We start from the raw sequence: 16,640 nt of genomic DNA, 5'->3' as shown, positions 1-16,640 counted from the left end.
GCAGATCATCGCGGATCGAACGCGCCGCCGCGGCCGATGTCATGCTCCTCCCCGACCCCACCGCCGGCACACCCCCGCCGAAGCGCCGGAGCCGGCTCACTCGGATCCGCGAACCGCGTAGCCCAGCACCTCGGCGCTCAACAACGTTTCGACCGCGTCCAGTTGCTCCAGCGCGCGGTCGGCCGTCTCGTCCGGATCGACGCCGTCGGCCAGGCGGCGACCGATCCCCCGGAAGACGGCCTGCTGGATTCCGGCGAGTTGGCCGGCGATCAACTCCGGTACCGGGTCGGTGGGCGCCACCCCGGCCTCCTCGGCGAGGGTCCGCGCCAGCGCGTCGGCGCCGGCCTGCTGCATCCGCCACAGCCGGCCCACCAGCACCGGCGATTCCAGCATCACCCGCGCCCACCGCTCGTAGCCCGGAACCAGCCCGGCGTAGGGCGAGCGCTCCTCCACGTCCCGGCGCAGCACCGCCAGCACCGCGCGCGTGGCCGACTCGCCCACCGCGCGCTCGCGCACGATCCGGGAGAGGCGGTCCACCAGTTCCGACTCGCGGTCGAAGAACAGGTCCTCCTTGGCCGGGAAGTAGTTGTACACGGTGTTCACCGAGACCTCGGCGGTTTCGGCGATCTGCGCGACGGTGACCGCGTCGAACCCGCGTTCCATGAACAACCCGGTCGCGATGTCCGAGATGTGCGTCCGGGTGCGGCGCTTCTTGCGCTCACGCAGACCCTCGGCGGGTTCGGTCTCCGTCATGTCGCCATTGTAGTCATCTTGGGGGTTCTTAAATTTTGGGGTCGTTGCAAAAATTAAGCGACTGTGTTTCGGTGGTCCCATGACACCGGTCATCCACACCACCGGGCTCGCCCGGACCTTCCGAACCAAGCGCGGCACGGTCGAGGCCGTCCGCGGCATCGACCTGACCGTCCCCGCCGGCGAGATCCTGGGTTTCCTCGGGCCCAACGGCGCCGGGAAGACCACCACGCTGCGCATGCTCACCACGCTGCTCGCCCCCACCGGCGGCAGCGCCACGGTGGCCGGTCACGACCTGCTGCGCGATCCGGCGGGCGTACGCAGACGGATCGGCTACGTCGCCCAGTCCGGCGGCCTCGACCCGGGCGTGTCCATGCGCGAGGAACTCACCACCCAGGCCCGGCTGTACCGCCTCGACCGGGCCGCCGCCCGGGCGCGCACCGCCGAACTGGCCGCCGCCCTGGACCTGGCCGACCTCCTGGACCGCCCCTGCGCCGCGCTCTCCGGCGGCCAGCGCCGCCGGCTCGACATCGCGATGGGCCTGCTCCACCGCCCCGAGGTGCTGTTCCTGGACGAGCCGACCACCGGCCTGGACCCGGGCAGCCGGGTCGACCTGTGGGACCTGGTCCGACGGATCCGCGACGAGTGGGGCACCACGGTCTTCCTGACCACGCACTACCTCGACGAGGCAGACGCGCTCGCCGACCGCCTCGTGGTCGTCGACCACGGCCGGGTCGTCGCCGAGGGCACCGCACACGCGCTCAAGACCGAGTACGCCGGCTCCCCCGACGCCTCGCTCCAGGACGCCTTCATCGCCATCACCGGCCGGCGCGCCCCCGCGCCCGCCGAGACCCCGATCGCCGTCTGACCCGCCGAGGTGAGCATGTCCACGCCATCCGCGCCTTCCGCGCCGGCCGCGTTCCTGGCCGACACCCTGCTGATCTTCGGCCGCTACTTGCGCCAGACTCTGGCCGCCCGGGTCGGGTTGGTGTTCGGGCTGTTGCAACCCCTGCTGTTCCTGGTCCTGTTCGGGCCGCTCCTGCGCGAGGTCCCACTCGGCGGGAAGGGCGACTCCTGGCAGACCCTCGTCCCCGGCCTCCTGGTGCAACTCGGGCTGTTCAGCGCCGCGTTCGCCGGTTTCGGCATCCTGATCGAAAAGCAGCAGGGCATCCTGGAGCGAATGCGGGTGACCCCGGTGAGCCGCGTGGCGCTGCTGCTCGGGCGGGTGCTCAAGGACATCGTGCAACTGCTGGTCCAGTCGCTGCTGCTGGTCCTGGTCGGGGTGGCCTTCGGGCTGCGCGCGCCGATCCTCGGGATGCTGGTCGGATTCGGCTTCGTCGCGCTGATGACCGCGTCGATCGCGTCGCTGTCCTACGCGTTGGCGATGCGGGTGGACAGCCCGCAGGAGTTCGCCCCGGTGGTGAACTCGGTCAACCTGCCGGTGATGCTGCTGTCCGGGATCCTGCTGCCGATGTCGCTGGCCCCGGACTGGCTGGACGGACTCTCCCGGGCCAACCCGCTGCGGTACGTGGTCCTGGCGGTGCGCTCGGCGTTCGTCGGGGACTACGGGGGCACGGTCGGCACGGGGGCACTGGCCGCGCTGGGCCTGACCGCGGTGTCGGTCCCGGTGGCGGTACGGCTGTTCCGGCGGGCCGGGGCGTAGCGGTCGGCCGGTCCGGGGCCTCGGCGGCGCGGCGCGGGTGCCTACCCGTACCGCGCCGCCGTCGCGCGTGCGCCGGCGGCGATCGCGGCGCGCAGCTCGGGCGGGCCCAGGACCTCCACCTCCGGCCCCAGTCGCAGCAGTTCGGCCACCCCCACCTCGATCGTCTCGATCGGGAGCCGGGCCCGCACCCGACCGTCGGGCAGCGGCTCCCCCGCGCTCGCCTCCACGACCTCGGCGACGTGCGCACCGAACAGGGGCCGCACCATTCCCCGCGCGCCCTCGGTCAACAACACCTCGGCGTCGATCGGCCGCAACCGCGCGGCGAACTCCCGGGACGAGTCCTCCCAGTAGGCCGCCAGATCGAAGTCCGGATCACGCTCGAACACCTCGTCGAGCACGTGCAACTCCTCGATCCGCACCACCCGATAGGTGCGGTCGCGACGCTCCCCCGCCCCGGCCGAGCGCGCCACCAGGTACCACTGCCCCGCCTTGAGCACGAGCCCGTACGGTTCCAGCTCGCGGGTGACCTCGCCGGCCCAGCGCCGGTAGTGCACCCGGATCCGTCGGTCGGTCCACACCGCGCCCGCGATCCGGGAGAGCTCGGGCGAGCGGTCCGCCTCCCGGTACCACCCCGGCGCGTCCAGGTGGAAGCGCGGTCGGGCCCGCTCGACGCGCTCGCGCAGTTCGGCGGGCAGTCCGGCCCGGACCTTGAGCTGCGCGGAGGCGACCACCGCACCCAGACCCAGTTCCGCCGCCGGGCCCGGCAGCCCGGCCAGGGACAGTGCGTGGGCCTCGTCGTCGGTGAGCCCGTTGATCCGGGTCCGAAAGCCCTCCAGGAGCCGATAGCCGCCCGCGGGGCCGCGCTCGGCAATGACCGGCACCCCGGCCGCCGCCAGCGCCTCCACGTCCCGGTAGACGGTCCGGACGGACACCTCCGACTGCTCGGCCAACTCGGTCGCGGTGACGAGCCCCCGGTTCTGCAGGGTCAGCAGGATGGTCAACAACCGACTCGCACGCATGGTCGCAATTGTGGCGGAGCGGACCCCGGCGGCGCCGAACGGGTGAAATGCCCGGCCGAACCGGTGCACTCGGCTCCTGGATCCTCGATCGTGCGCCGTTCGTTGATCGAATATCGAGTGGACTCTGCACGACTGGGATCTCGGGGCCGGAACGAAACGGAGAACGGCGCCATGAGCGGCTTCCTCGACAAGGCCAAGAAGATGGCCGAGGACACGATGAACACCGGCAAGCAGAAGGTCGAAGAGGTCCAGGTCGGCCGGGACGCGTCGGCACTGCTGAAGAAGTTGGGCGCCGCGTACTGGAAGGAGCAGCGCGGCGGCGGCTCGCACGAGGAGGTCACACGGGCCCTGGCGGCACTCGACGAGCACGTGGCCAAGCACGGCGATGCGGCGCTGCCCGGCTGAACCGCCGTCCGGGCCGGGGCCCGGGCACAACGAAGGGGGCCGGGTCCACGACCCCGCCCCCGCTTGTCCGTCGCGTATGCCCGCCGGCCGATCAGGCGACGCTGTCCTCCCGGGTCGCCGACGTGGCCCCCGCGAAGTCGCGGCGCGCGTCACCCGACGCGGCGTCGGCGGTGGGGTCCGCGAACGCCGAGGAGCCGTCCTCCTCGGCGCTGCGCCGCCGCCGGCGCCGAATGAGGGTGACGGTCCCGGCGACGATCCCGATCGCCACGATCGCGGCCCCTATCCAACCGGGCACGCTCGCCGCCGACGGGTACGCGCTGCCCGCGAGCCGGCCCAGCATGATCGAGCCCGGCACCCACACCACGATGCCGACCGCGTTCCACGGGGCGAACCGTCGATAGGGCATCCCCGCCGCCCCGGCCAGTCGCGGCAGCAGTGTGCGGGCGAAGGCGACCCAACGACCCAGCATCACCGTCACGCCGCCCGCGCCCCGGCCGCGGGTGAACATCTCCTCCGCCCGTTCCCACCGATGTTCACCCACCCTGCGCCCGATGCGCCCGGTTCGTATGCGTTCGCTGCGATGTCTGCCGGAGAGGTAACCGAGAGTGTCCCCGGCGAGCGCGGCCGAGGTCGCGATGATCAGTACCGGCACCAGTGCCAGGTGTCCGGTCGAGGTGAGCAGTCCACCGAGTAGGAGTACCGGTTCCGCGGGGGCGAAGACGCCGAGCAGCAGACCCGTCTCGATGATGGCGACCAGTGCGATCACGACATAGGCGTATAGCGGCGGGAGATCCCCCAGCCGATCCACCCACTCGTGCACGGCATCCACGTGGAACCTCCCCGTTAGGCCGCTTGCCATGTGGCCTGACAAGCATCCGCCTTCAATGGTGTCAACGGATCCTGCGCGCGGCCGAATTCCCGCCTACTCCCCTGGCGGTATGGACCTGACAAAAGTCATCCGATCCCGCACGTCTACGTTGGGCACCATGAACGACATCCAAATCCGGCCGGCGAACCGCGACGACCTGGCCGCCATAGTCGGCCTCCTGGTGGACGACACCCTGGGTTCGGGACGCGACTCGCAGGAGGACATGACCCCATACCTGGCCGCCTTCGACCGCCTGTCGGCCGACCCGAACCAGGAGGTGGTGGTGATGACCCGCCCGGACCCGGAAACCGGCGCCCCGAAGGTGATCGGCACCCTACAACTCACCATCATCCCGGGCCTGTCCCAACGCGGAACGACCCGGGCCCTGGTGGAAGCGGTCCGCATCCACAGCGCCGAACGCGGCAACGGCCTCGGCACAACGTTGATGCACTGGACCATCCAACGCGCCCGAGAACGAGGCGCCACGCTGATCCAACTAACCTCCAACAACACCCGAGAAAACGCCCACCGCTTCTACCGAACCCTGGGCTTCACAGACTCCCACGTAGGCTTCAAACTCCCCCTGCGATAACCCCAAAAGCCCCACCCGCCAACCCACCCCCAAAACCAAGCCCCCACCCCAGCCCACAAGCCCACCCAGCCAAGCCAACACGCACCCAAGCAGCCCAACCGCCGCTGGAAGCCCCCAGCCGGGTCAACGCTTGAAGCCAGACAGCCCGGCCGGCGCTTGAGGCCAAAGGCCGCCGCACGGCCCGAGTGCGCTCAAGGCCGACCCGGGGTGCCACCAGGCTCGGGCGCCTACTCGCGCTCCCCAAGCACAATTCGCACGCCCACCGTCCCCGCCACCCCCCGCCGCACCCGGCTCCCGAGCAGCGTCACCCACCCCACCACGCCGAACTTGCGCCGAATCAACCCCCGATACCGCTCCGTCCCGGCCGCATCCAAGAGCGACGCGGTCCCCGGCACCGCCTCCCCCCGCACGCGCCCCCGCGCATCACACTCGGCGACCGTGACCCGCCCGCTGTTACGGATCCGCTTCACCTTCCCGGACGACCGCGCCGTCCACACCCCGAGCGCATCGCCGTCGCGGAACACCCACACCGGAGTGCCCACCGCCCGCCCGTCCCGGCGAAACGTGGTCAGCAGGACGTATTTGCCCGCCGCGAGTCGATCCAGATCCTCGGGCGTTCCGGGCGAAGTCATGCGCGCGAGTCTAGGGCGCACGCGCGGCGCGGAGGCGGCGCACACGAAGCCGTAGCCAAGATCGTCCGCCGCCCGACCTGCCCGGCGCGCCGCCGCGGATGGGACGATGATCCGATGTCGCGCACATCGGAGGAAACCCGCGTCCAGGTCCGCCCCGCCGTCGAGGCCGACGGGACCAGTCTTGCCGAGATAGACCACCTCACGTGGTCCCCCGACGTCACGCCCGCCCCCCGCTGGGCGGTCGACAAGGTCTTCTTCCGCGACGCCGACCACGTGCGCGACACCCTCGTCGCCCACGAGGACGACATCGTCGTCGGCTATGTGCAACTCGAACGCTCGACCCTGTGCCCGGCCTCCGGCCACGTACAGATCATCAACGGCCTCGCGGTACACCCCGACCACCAGGGCCGCCGGATCGGCCGACTGCTGCTGACCGCGGCCGAGGCCGAGGCGCGCCGGCGCGGTGCCCGCCGCATCACCCTGCGGGTGCTCGGCGGCAACGCGTCCGCGCGCGCCCTGTACACGGCCTGCGGCTATCGCATCGAGGGCGTCCTGGAGGGCGAGTTCCTGCTCGCCGGGCGTTATGTCGACGACGTGCTGATGGCGCTCGACCTCACGAACGAGGCCTAGCCGCCGCGTACTTGACCGCCTCGGCGACCGGCACGTCGCCGCCGACCGCTTCCAGCGTGCGGCCGATGGTCCCGGGCTCGTCGAGCAGTTCGGCCAGGATCGCCGCCACGTCGTCCCGACGGATCGCGCCGCCACCCTCGCGTTCGGACAGCGCGATCAGTCCGGTGCCCGGGTCGTCGGTGAGCCGGCCCGGGCGCAGGATGGTCAGATCCAGCGCGCCGCGCGAGCGCAGGTCCTCGTCGGCCTCGCCCTTGGCGGTCAGGTAGAGCGCGAAGTCCGGGTCGGTGTCGGGCGGCGGCGCGGTCGAGGCGCCCATCGACGAGACGATCACGTAGCGCCGCACCCCCGCGTCCTCGGCCGCGTCCGCCAGCAGGACCGCGCCGCCGTAGTCGACGGTCATGGTGCGCTCGCGGGTGCTGCCCGGGCCCGCGCCGGCCGCGAACACCACCGCGTCCGCGCCCGCCAGGTGCTCGGCGACCTCCTCGACCGGGGCCCGCTCCAGATCGCACACGACGGGCTCGGCACCGGCCGCGACCAGGTCGTTCGCGTGATCGGGGTTGCGAATGAACCCGACCACCGTGTGTCCGCGATCGGCGAGCAGGCGCTCCAGCCGAAGGGCGATCTTTCCGTGTCCACCCGCGATGACAATGCGCATGTATGACACGGTAAATTCACAAACCGGGACATTCACCACCGCCGACCCGCGACACGTCCAGGTTCCACTGATCGGCCGCGCCCCGGACCACGCCCCGGACCCACACCCCCACCCAGGCCCCCGCACACTCACGCCCGCACCGCACCACCCTCGGCCGGCGCGACTCCCATCCGCCCCTACAGTCACATGCCATGACAATCACCCCGGGCCCGACCATCGACACCGACCTCACGCACACCCGCGACCTGCTCTTCGCGTACTACAACGCGACCGCCGAGGAGGTCGGCCACGCCGGCTGGGCGTCCCCCGACCTGCTGCCCGAGTGGTGCCGCACCGATCACGACGACCCGGCCGACTACTACGCGCACCCCGGCGCCTACTTCACCGCGCACCTGGCCGGCCGGCCCGCGGGCGGCGTCGGCGTACATCTGCTCGACCCGGGAACGGCGGAGGTCAAGCGCCTGTACGTGCTCCCGCACGCCCGGGGCTACGGCACGGCCCGGGCGCTGATGACCCGCCTGCACGCACACGCCCGCGCCGTCGGCGCCGACCGCTGCGTCCTGGACTGCCTCCCGCAGCGCACCGGCGCGATCGCCCTGTACGAAGCCCTCGGCTACCGGCCCATCCCGCCGTACCGGGAGTACACCGCCCACGCGCCGCTGTCCTGCTTCGAACTCCGCCTCGACGCGCGGGGGTGAACCCGACTTCAGGTCGACGCCCGCCGACTGCCGAAGTCGCCCATGATCCCCCATTTGCCGTAACTTGCCACGTCGCTTCCCCGCACGATCGGGCGGATTTCGCCCTTTGACCTCCCCCGCGCCCCGCAGCCGTTCTATCGTCGCCCCGTTCGGTGTCACCCGTACGGAAGGGGCCGGTCGTGACCCGAGGAGGCATCGGTGCGGCGCGCGTCGGCAAGGCACTGGGGCTCGTCCCCCGCCAGGTCCGCCTCGCCGCCAGAACAGGACTGCTCGCCCAACACCAGGACGGCACCTTCGACGCGGACGCCGTCGCCCGCGCCGCCGCCGACCCGGGCCCCTTCCTCACCGCGCTACAACGCGAGGAACCGCTGACCGCCACCGAGGCCGCGCATCGCCTCGGGATCAGCCGCGAGCGCTTCCGCCGGGTCGCCCGGGCCGCCGGGCTGGCGGTGGTCGACCGGGTGCGGGTCTCGCGCTACGGCCGCGACCTGGAGGTGCGCTACTACCGCACGGCCGACGTGGACACCCTGCACCCGCACATCGCCGCCGACCGCGAACTGCGCGAGGCCGCCCGTACCGTGTCCCGCTCGCTGGCCGCCACCAAGGCCGCCGCGACCCGCGCGCACAACCGCGAACGGGCGCACCACGCGCGCGGCTACCTGGCCACGCTGTCCCCCGACCAACAGACCGACCCGGCCGACGTGATCGCCTTCGCCTGCGCGCTGGCCCGCCTGCACGGCACCGCGCCCGCCCGGCTGCGCCGCTTCATGGCCGACCCGCGCGTACGCGACATCGCCGAGATCGCCGACCAGTGCCGCTACAAACCGGAAGAAATCGCGGAACTGCTCACCGCCGCCACCCCGCGCGCGATCGCCGCGCTGCGCGCCCTCGCCCGGCCGCACCGGGTCTGGGCCACGCTCGGCGTGCCCGCCGAGGACATCGCCCACCGGGTGCCCTCGATCGATCACCACATCAGCGTCGACCTGCTGCACGAACTGGCCACCGACCCCCCGCGCTGGCTGCTCGAACTGCACGCCGACCGCGAGCTCGAACACGCCTCCGCGGCGGTCACCCGCTGGTTGGACCGGGAGTGGCACGCCCAGCAGCGGCGCGCCGAGGCGGTGTGTCGCGCGGCCGAGGCGGTGATCGACCAGCTCGCCGACGACGCGGTCGCCGAGCTGTTCGCGCTGCCCGTGGAGGTGGTCGTGGAACTGCGTCCGCGCAGCAACAAGTGGACGACCGCGTACGTCGAGGAACTGCTGCACACCCGCCCGCTGTGGTTGCGCAGCCTGGCCCTGGCCCATGCCGAGATCGCCCGCCGCGCCGCCGCCCGCACGCGCCGCGAGGCGGCCCGCACCCAACGCCGCCTCAACTGGCGCCGCACCTGGGCGAGGGCCCTGTCCGTCCCCCTGGACACCGTGCCCGACACGGTGGAACGCCCCACACCGGCAGCCCTGCACACCGCGCAGACCGACCCCCCGCCCTGGGCCCGCCCCCACTGACCGACCCGGAACCGGGCCGGCCGGGCCGCTGCGAGCCGTAGCGGTTCAGGCGGGGGCCAGGCCCAGCGCGGTGCGGGCCTCGCCGACCAGTTTGTGCGAGCCCAGGACCACCACCAGGCCACCCTCCCCGGCCAGCTTCCCGGCGCGGCCCAGCGCCGCCGTCAAGTCCGGCTCGACCCAGTCCGAGCGCGCCGCCCCGGCCGCCGTGCGCAGCGCGAACAGCGCCGCCGGGTCGGCCGCGTCGCCGGAGCCGCTCCGGGTCATCACCACGGGCCACTCGACCGGCAGCGCGGCCAACATCCGCGCCGCGGGCTTCTCCCGCATGACGCCGAAGACGACCACCGGCGGCACCCGATCCGCGGCGCGCGCGTGCCGGGCGATCTCCGGCGCGACGGTGGCCAGCCCCTGGACGTTGGTCGCCCCGTCCAGCAACACCCGCCCCGACCACTGCCCCACGCGCGCCGACGCGACCAGTTCGAGCCGTCCGGGCCAGCGGGTCGTGGCCAGCCCCGCGCGCAGGCGCTCGTCGCGGTACGCGGGCACATGGCCGCGCTGTACGAGCGCGTCCACGCCGGCCACCGCGAGGGCGAGGTTGTCGTACTGGTGCGCGCCCGGCAGCGTGCACACCAGGTCGCGATGCACCCCCAGCGGCGTCCGTACGTCGAGGAGCGGCGCACCGCCCGGGCCGCCGTCCCGCGCCTCGACCAGGATCTCCCGCCCCAGCCGCCACACGGTCAGCCCCGTGTGCCCGGCCAGCACCTCCTCGGCCGCCGCGGCCGCCTCCGCCGACAGGCGGCCGAGCAGCACGTGATCCCCGTCCACGGTCGCGCCGACCTTGGCCCGGGCGATCTCCGCCTCGCTTCCGCCCAGCCGCTCGGTGTGGTCCAGGCCGACCCCGGTGAGCACCTTCACGTCGAGCCCGAACTTGCGCACCACCGTGCGCTGCCCGCCGATGTTGGCCTCGGCCGCGACCAGTTCGACCCCCGCCCGCCGAAAGTGCGCCGCCGCCGCGGCCGCGTGCAACGACGAGGCGTTGTAGGCCAGTCCGGTGGCCCGGATCGCGTCCACCGCCTCCGTACAGGCCGCCGCGTACTCCTCCTCCGAAACCGGCACCCCGTCGACCCGGATCCGCTCGCGCGGTTCCTGCAGATGCGGACTCGGCATGCTCCCCACCCGCAGCCCCATCCCGTTCAACGCCGCGACCGCGAACGCGCAGGTGGACCCCTTGCCGTTGGTCCCCACCACCTGCATCCCGCGCAGCGCCCGCTCCGGATGCCCCATCGCCGCCAACAGCTCCGGAAAGTGCCGCCCGTTCCCCCGTACGCGGTGATACTCCTCGACCACGTGCGCGCACTCGCGATAGTCCATGACCCCCGATCGTGTCACCCCGAGCCACCCCTCGGCCACCCACCGTCGCGGTCCTCGGCGACCCGCAACGGCCGGGCCCCGTCCGGCCGCGGCTCGATCCCGGCGCCTTTCGAGGCTCCTCGTCGGTGTGGCAATGGAGGGAGGCCGCTCGCGTGGTGGGGCCTCGTACGTGTACAACTCCTACAGCACCCCCGTACGGCCCGCGCGCACGACACGCCGGGACTCCGGACGAGCACGGTGCCGCGCCGCGACGCCTCGAAGCGGTGTCGTCGGCGGGGGCGAAATGGTGCGACGCGACCCATTGGGGGAACGATTGCGCCACCCGGCGGGCGCACACCACCCACACCCGTGTCACACCACCCCGGGGCCTGACCTGCACCGATACCACGTTTGCCCAGGTCAGTGCATTGTTGACACCGCGCCCGCATCGCCCAGTACGTTCGACCCGGTCCACCGCAGGACGACCGGCAGGAGAACACCCTCCCCGAGCACGCGCACGCCTCCGGGCCACAGGTGGCACAGCCACCGGGCGCCAGGTCCGGAACCGACGTGACACGCGCCCGGGAGGCCGCCCCACGCGGCCACGAACGGCAGAGCGGCACCCGTGCAGCCGCCCCGCCGGACGCGAGCACACCCCACGCCGGAAGGTGAGACCGCGGCAGAGCCCGGTCGCCCAGTAGACAACGACCACCGCGACCGACAGCCAGCCGGTCCGGGGCCGGCCCGAAGGGCGACCGGGTTCCCGCTGCCATCCACCCCTACCGTCGAGCCACCCCTACCGTCGAGCCACCCGCGCCGTCGAGCGGGCCACGGGTCTGTCCCAGGGCGAAACCGAATGGCCGGCTCGTCCGTTGTACCGTCACTGCATCACCCGCCCGGCGCACCACCGTGTCGAGCACGACCGCAGCGATCCACGACGACCCGGCGAGGGGGCCACACGGTGCCGCAGTTCGACCGCGACGCGGCGCCCCGCGCCGGCCACGCGGATCGACAACGCCATCGAAGCCAACGCCATCAAGGAGATGATGTGACCGACCGCGAGCAGACCAGCTTCGCCGATCTCGGCAAGGTGCTCGTCATCATCCCCACCTACAACGAATCGGAGAACATCGAGCCGATCGTTGCGCGCCTGCGCGCCGCGGTGCCCGACGTCGACGTGCTCATCGCCGACGACAACAGCCCCGACGGTACCGGCGACATCGCCGACACCCTCGCCGAGCACGACCCGCACGTCCAGGTCATGCACCGCGCGGGCAAGGAGGGGTTGGGCGCCGCCTACATCGCCGGCTTCCGCTGGGGCATCGATCGCGGTTACGACGTCCTGGTGGAGATGGACGCCGACGGATCGCACCAGCCCGAGCAACTGCCCCGACTGCTCGAAGCGGTCCGGGACGCGGACCTGGTGCTCGGCTCGCGCTGGGTGCCCGGCGGCGGCGCGGTCAACTGGCCCGGCCACCGCAAGCTCATCTCCCGGGGCGGCAGCACCTACTCGCGGCTGATGCTCGGCGTCGACATCCACGACGTCACCGGCGGCTTCCGGGCGTTTCGCCGGGACACCCTGCTGGGCATCGGCCTGGACGAAGTCGCCTCGCAGGGCTACTGCTTCCAGGTCGACCTGGCCTGGCGCGCGATCCGCAAGGGCTACCGCGTCCTGGAGGTGCCGATCACCTTCATCGAGCGCGAACGCGGCAACAGCAAGATGAGCAACACCATCGTCGCCGAGGCGCTGTGGCGGGTCACCGCGTGGGGCGTCGGCCGCCGGGTCGGCAAGTACGCGGACGAGCCGACCCCGGAACCCGCCCCGGGCAAGGCCGCCGATCGGGCCCCGGACGCCGCCCCCGTGCCGGCCCCCGCCGGCCCGACCGACGCCGAAGCCGCCAGTACCTCCGGCACCACCACCGGTGCCACCCCGCCGAGGACGTGATCTCGTGAGTACCCCGCTGCGCCGAGCGGTCAAGCTCCTGCCGATCGTCGTCCTGCCGCTGGCCGAGATCTACGTGATCACCCTGGTGGGCGGCGCCATCGGCGCGAGCGAGACCTTCCTGCTGATCCTGGCCGGCATCGCGGTGGGCTCGCTGGTGATCCGGTACGAGGGCCGCCGGGTGCTGAACCGGCTTCGCGCGCTGGGCGAACGGGCGCAGCGCGAGGGCCAGTCCGACCCGGCCGTGATCGCGGCCCAGGGCAAGGAGGCGACCAAGGCCGCCGCCGACGCCGGTGTGGTCATCCTGGGCGGCGTGCTGCTGATCATCCCGGGCTTCATCAGCGACGCGCTGGGACTGCTGTGCGTGCTGCCGTTCACCCGGCCGCTGGTCCGCCGGCTGATCGGCACCGTGGTGGCGGCGAAGGTGGCGAGCAGCACCCGGTTGAGCGGCATGACCCGGCAGGCCCGGATCCATCGCCCCGACGGCAAGATCATCCAGGGCGAGGTGATCGACCCGGACCCGCGGCGGGACGACGAACCACCACCGCCGCCGCGCCCGCTGCCCTGAGCGTGCCCCGGGCGGTCGGCCGTTCGAAGACACGCGCCAACACGACGCCCGGGGCGCCACGACCGTGAAGGTCGTCGGCGCCCCGGGCGTCGGTGCCACCTGTCGACGGGATCCGCCCGGGCCCGGAGCGGGCTCGCGCGGGGATCGCTCAGGCGCTCTTGCGGTTGTCGCGCGGATCGTGGTGGAGGTTGATCCCACCCGACCGCAGTACGGCGAGGCGCTCGGCGAGCACCTCTTCCAGCTCTTCCCTGGTCCGCCGCTCCATGAGCATGTCCCAGTGCGTGCGTGTCGCCTTGTTCTTCTTCTCCTCGGGCGGCGCGCCGTCCACCAGCTGCGCCACGGCGCCGCAGCTGCGGCACTCCCACGTCGACGGGATCTCCGCCTCGACGGAGAACGGCATCTCGAAGCGGTGCCCCCGGGGGCATTCGTATTCCACGGTGCGACGCGGCGCCAGATCGATACCGCGATCGGTCTCGTAGCTGGTGGCGCCAAGGCGTGTGCCGCGGAGAGCTCGCTCACTCATGAATCGTGCCTCCTGGCTGGTAACCCACATCGACAGGTCTTGCTGTCTCGTCCGATTGCAGAACGCGTGACGGGCCCCGAAGATTCCCGACCGAGGGGTCGACGGGGACGGCTCGGGGTCCGTGACGGTGGGTAGCTACCCGAAAACGGATGATTCATCACATCGCCGGGAGAAAGTGACATAAAACTCGCTCGGTCCACCGGAATCGCCCCGCGAACGCGCCGTCGGCGACGTATACCGCCACGCAGCGAAACCCCACGGGGTGTCACCGGTCGCGGATCTCCGCCCAGACGATCTTCCCGGTGTCGGTGGGCCGTACTCCCCAGTCGGTACTGAGGCCGGCCACGATGCACAACCCGCGATGCCGCTCGTCGTGGCCGGGAGAGGCGATCTCCTTGGGCAGTCGCCCGTCGTGGTCGACCACCTCGACGATCAGCCGGCCCGGATGGTGGCGCAGTCTCAACTCCATCGGCGTGCGGGCGTGTTCGGCCGCGTTGGAGACGAGTTCGGTAACCACCGAGCAGGTGGTGTCGCTGTGGTCGACCAGGCCCCAGCGGGCCAGCGTGGCGCGGACGAAGTCGCGCGCCTCGCGGGCCGAGCGCGGGGTGGGCGGCAGGTCGAGGCCGGCGGTGCGCTCGACGCTGTGCCGGGCGCGCACCAGCAGCAGCGCGACGTCGTCGGGCTCCTGGCCGGTGAGCATCGTCTTGGCCAGCAGGTCGGCCACGTCGGCGACGGTGCAGGTGCCGCCGGTGGTGCCGTCGATGTGCTCGGTGAGTTCCTGGAGCCGGTCGGTGAGCGAGGCGTCGTGCGATTCGACCAGGCCGTCGGTGTACAGCAGCAGCTGGTCGCCGGCGTCGAAGCCGACCATCGCGTCCTCGAAGGTGGTGCCGTCCAGGCCGAGCGGGACGCCGAGGTCGTCCTCGAGGAGTTCGACCTTGCCGTCGGCGCTGATCAGCGCGGGCGGCAGGTGTCCGGCGTTGGACCAGTGCACGGTGGCGTCGCCGGGGTCGTAGACGGCGTAGACGCAGGTGATGATCTGGTCCTCGCCGCCGAGCCCGGTCACCAGCCGGTTCAGATGGCGCATCACCTGCGCCGGCGGCAGGTCCATGACCGCGTACGCCCGGACCGCGGCGCGCAGTTGGCCCATCACGGCGGCGGCCTGCAGGCCCCGGCCCATCACGTCGCCGACCACCAGGGCGATCCGCCCGGCGGACAGCGGGATCACGTCGAACCAGTCGCCGCCGACCTGCTGGCCCTTGGCTCCGGGCAGGTAGCGGAAGGCGATGTCCAGCTCGTCCAGGTCGGGCGGGACCTGTGGGAGCAGGCTGCGCTGGAGTTCCACGGCGGTGTCGCGGACGCTGCGGAACAGCCGGGCGTTCTCGATCGCGGTGGCGGCCTGGGCGGCGATGCCGAGGGCGAGTTGTTCGTCGCGTTCGGTGAACACGTCGGGCCGGGTGTGGCAGAAGGAGAACGCGCCCAGGTCCTCGCCGGTGGCGGTGGTCACCGGGATGGTCAGCAGGCTGCGGACCGGGGGTTGCCCGGCGGTGCTGACCCGGTAGGGCAGCAGTCGGGCGGCGCCCGGGTCCTCGGTGAGGTCGCCGCGGCGCACGGTGGCCGGCGGCACGACGGTGGTCTGCGGGCGGGTCCGCGCCGCGAGGGTGGGGCGCGGGCGCGGGAGACGGTCGATCAGGGTGGGGTCGGGGCTGGTGACCGCGTAGCGTGTGTCGGCGACGCCGCCGGTGTCGTAGTCGATGTAGCGGAAGATGCCGTGTTCGGCGGCGATCACCGAGGTGGCGGCGTCGGTGGCGGCCTGGACCAGGCGTTCGAGGTTGAGTTCGCGGGTGAGCTTTTGGCCGACGCGGTAGAGCGTCTCGACGATCCGGGTCTCCTGGTCGAGCCGGCGCTGCTTGTAGGCGAGTTGTTCCTGCTGCGAGCGCACCCGGTCGCGGGCGTCGGCGGCGACCAGGGCCGCCTGCGCGGAGGTGTCCTCGTGGGCGGCCAGGAGTTGTTCGAGCGCGTCCAGGCGGGCGGCGGCGAGGTGTGTGACGGGGGTGTGCCGTCCCGGGCCGCCGGCGAACAGGGGCGCGGTGTTGAGCGGGAGCAGGGCCAACCGGGTGGAGACGGCGACGGTGCGGAAGAGTTCGGCGATCCGGGCCGGGACGTATACGCGGGTGAACATCAGGACGGTGAACAGTTCGCCGTCGGGAAGCTTGCCGGCGTAGCCGACCACGGATTTTATGCCGTGGCTCCGGATGAACTCCTTGTCCGGGACGGCGCTGCCGGCCAGTGCGTCGGGGATGTGGGTGATGTCGTGCCGGTCCCATTCGGTGTCGCCGCTCAGCGGGCCGGCCACGATCTCCTCGGCGGTGACCCCGAGTTGGGCCAGCATGGCGCTGATCATCGGCGCCCGGCGAACCGCCTCGGCGCTGGGGAAGGCGACCACCTGGTGCTGGCGCGAGCGGGTGCGGTCGCACCAGTCGGGGTGGTCGCCGGTGGTGGCGAGGAGGGTGAGGCAGCGCAGGTCGGGGTGCGGGACGAGGTCGGGTTGCCGACGCAGGGCGCGCTGTTCCAGGTCCGGGGTGAGGTTGCGCCAGGGCATGGTCTGGAACAGGCGGGTGAGGACGAGTTGGGACCGTCCGGTGTCCGGGTCGCGAAAGGTGGTGCGCAGGTGCTGCACGATCGCCCGGGCGGCGTCCTCGGTGGTGGCCGATTCGGCGGTGACCCGGCGCAGTTCGGAACTGCACACCACCATGTCGCTGACGGTGAAGTTGGCGAGGTCGAACACTGGGCGTCCACGTCCTCCGTGGGGGTGCGGGGCACCATCATGGCGCGGCGGTGCGGGTGAA

At 72.4% G+C, this 16,640-nt stretch carries 17 protein-coding genes; 9 read left to right on the top strand and 8 right to left on the bottom strand.

What is annotated here, in order from left to right; all coding sequences use genetic code 11:
- Positions 1 to 96 precede the first annotated feature (96 nt).
- Entirely contained in the window at positions 97 to 753 is a 657-nt protein-coding gene (locus ACMXN5_RS28810; RefSeq protein WP_439677681.1) for a TetR/AcrR family transcriptional regulator, read from the bottom strand.
- A 79-nt stretch (positions 754 to 832) separates the two neighbouring features.
- Here ACMXN5_RS28810 and ACMXN5_RS28805 point away from each other — a divergent pair, with 79 nt between their 5' ends.
- Positions 833 to 1,618 (top strand): ABC transporter ATP-binding protein, encoded by a 786-nt coding sequence (locus ACMXN5_RS28805; protein ID WP_380001392.1) that lies wholly within the window; start codon positions 833 to 835, stop codon positions 1,616 to 1,618.
- Between the two features lie 15 nt (positions 1,619 to 1,633).
- Positions 1,634 to 2,413 carry an ABC transporter permease gene (locus ACMXN5_RS28800; RefSeq protein WP_439677680.1) on the top strand — a complete coding sequence of 260 codons (780 nt, stop codon included), beginning with the start codon at positions 1,634 to 1,636 and terminating at the stop codon, positions 2,411 to 2,413.
- Positions 2,414 to 2,454: 41 nt separating this feature from the next.
- On the opposite strand, the gene ACMXN5_RS28795 is transcribed toward ACMXN5_RS28800, so the two are convergent.
- Entirely contained in the window at positions 2,455 to 3,432 is a 978-nt protein-coding gene (locus tag ACMXN5_RS28795) for a helix-turn-helix transcriptional regulator (protein ID WP_439677679.1), read from the bottom strand.
- Between the two features lie 171 nt (positions 3,433 to 3,603).
- Between ACMXN5_RS28795 and ACMXN5_RS28790 the strand changes: the two genes are divergently transcribed.
- Positions 3,604 to 3,837, top strand: coding sequence for a hypothetical protein (locus tag ACMXN5_RS28790; RefSeq protein ID WP_439677678.1), 234 nt, complete (start codon positions 3,604 to 3,606; stop codon positions 3,835 to 3,837).
- A gap of 91 nt (positions 3,838 to 3,928) precedes the next feature.
- Here the strand turns inward: ACMXN5_RS28790 and ACMXN5_RS28785 are convergent, their stop codons facing one another.
- Positions 3,929 to 4,666: a DedA family protein gene (locus ACMXN5_RS28785; RefSeq protein ID WP_439677677.1), complete on the bottom strand. Its 738-nt coding sequence runs from the start codon at positions 4,664 to 4,666 to the stop codon at positions 3,929 to 3,931.
- A gap of 157 nt (positions 4,667 to 4,823) precedes the next feature.
- Here ACMXN5_RS28785 and ACMXN5_RS28780 point away from each other — a divergent pair, with 157 nt between their 5' ends.
- Positions 4,824 to 5,297, top strand: a complete 474-nt coding sequence (locus ACMXN5_RS28780; RefSeq protein WP_439677676.1) for a GNAT family N-acetyltransferase — start codon at positions 4,824 to 4,826, stop codon at positions 5,295 to 5,297.
- 227 nt (positions 5,298 to 5,524) lie between these two features.
- Here ACMXN5_RS28780 and ACMXN5_RS28775 read toward each other — a convergent pair whose 3' ends face one another.
- A complete protein-coding gene (locus tag ACMXN5_RS28775) occupies positions 5,525 to 5,929 on the bottom strand; it encodes a PPOX class F420-dependent oxidoreductase (protein WP_439677675.1) in 405 nt (134 codons plus the stop codon).
- A gap of 114 nt (positions 5,930 to 6,043) precedes the next feature.
- On the opposite strand from ACMXN5_RS28775, the gene ACMXN5_RS28770 reads away from it, so the two are divergent.
- The gene (locus tag ACMXN5_RS28770) at positions 6,044 to 6,559 is read left to right on the top strand and encodes a GNAT family N-acetyltransferase (RefSeq protein ID WP_395790580.1); all 516 of its coding nucleotides are present in this window, start codon (positions 6,044 to 6,046) and stop codon (positions 6,557 to 6,559) included.
- Here ACMXN5_RS28770 and ACMXN5_RS28765 read toward each other — a convergent pair.
- Entirely contained in the window at positions 6,543 to 7,214 is a 672-nt protein-coding gene (locus ACMXN5_RS28765; RefSeq protein ID WP_439677674.1) for an SDR family oxidoreductase, read from the bottom strand. The two genes, ACMXN5_RS28770 and ACMXN5_RS28765, sit on opposite strands and share 17 nt — an antisense overlap.
- A 191-nt stretch (positions 7,215 to 7,405) precedes the next feature.
- On the opposite strand from ACMXN5_RS28765, the gene ACMXN5_RS28760 reads away from it, so the two are divergent.
- Positions 7,406 to 7,912 carry a GNAT family N-acetyltransferase gene (locus tag ACMXN5_RS28760; protein WP_439677673.1) on the top strand — a complete coding sequence of 169 codons (507 nt, stop codon included), beginning with the start codon at positions 7,406 to 7,408 and terminating at the stop codon, positions 7,910 to 7,912.
- Between the two features lie 179 nt (positions 7,913 to 8,091).
- Positions 8,092 to 9,414: a hypothetical protein gene (locus ACMXN5_RS28755; protein WP_439677672.1), complete on the top strand. Its 1,323-nt coding sequence runs from the start codon at positions 8,092 to 8,094 to the stop codon at positions 9,412 to 9,414.
- A gap of 45 nt (positions 9,415 to 9,459) precedes the next feature.
- Here the strand turns inward: ACMXN5_RS28755 and ACMXN5_RS28750 are convergent, their stop codons facing one another.
- Positions 9,460 to 10,782, bottom strand: coding sequence for a bifunctional folylpolyglutamate synthase/dihydrofolate synthase (locus ACMXN5_RS28750; protein ID WP_439677671.1), 1,323 nt, complete (start codon positions 10,780 to 10,782; stop codon positions 9,460 to 9,462).
- A gap of 1,027 nt (positions 10,783 to 11,809) precedes the next feature.
- Here ACMXN5_RS28750 and ACMXN5_RS28745 point away from each other — a divergent pair.
- On the top strand, positions 11,810 to 12,706 hold the full coding sequence (locus tag ACMXN5_RS28745; protein WP_439677670.1) for a polyprenol monophosphomannose synthase: 897 nt from the start codon (positions 11,810 to 11,812) through the stop codon (positions 12,704 to 12,706).
- A 4-nt stretch (positions 12,707 to 12,710) separates the two neighbouring features.
- Positions 12,711 to 13,271, top strand: a complete 561-nt coding sequence (locus ACMXN5_RS28740) for an FxsA family protein (RefSeq protein ID WP_439677669.1) — start codon at positions 12,711 to 12,713, stop codon at positions 13,269 to 13,271.
- A 148-nt stretch (positions 13,272 to 13,419) separates the two neighbouring features.
- Here ACMXN5_RS28740 and ACMXN5_RS28735 read toward each other — a convergent pair whose 3' ends face one another.
- Positions 13,420 to 13,794 (bottom strand): RNA polymerase-binding protein RbpA, encoded by a 375-nt coding sequence (locus ACMXN5_RS28735; protein ID WP_126640085.1) that lies wholly within the window; start codon positions 13,792 to 13,794, stop codon positions 13,420 to 13,422.
- A gap of 265 nt (positions 13,795 to 14,059) precedes the next feature.
- Positions 14,060 to 16,579 (bottom strand): ATP-binding SpoIIE family protein phosphatase, encoded by a 2,520-nt coding sequence (locus ACMXN5_RS28730; protein WP_439677668.1) that lies wholly within the window; start codon positions 16,577 to 16,579, stop codon positions 14,060 to 14,062.
- Positions 16,580 to 16,640 lie beyond the last annotated feature (61 nt).

The organism is Embleya australiensis (assembly GCF_051903075.1).
Classification (GTDB): Bacteria; Actinomycetota; Actinomycetes; order Streptomycetales; family Streptomycetaceae; genus Embleya.
The sequence above is the reverse complement of the archived record's forward strand: the minus strand, read 5'-3'. Positions and strand labels throughout refer to the sequence as shown.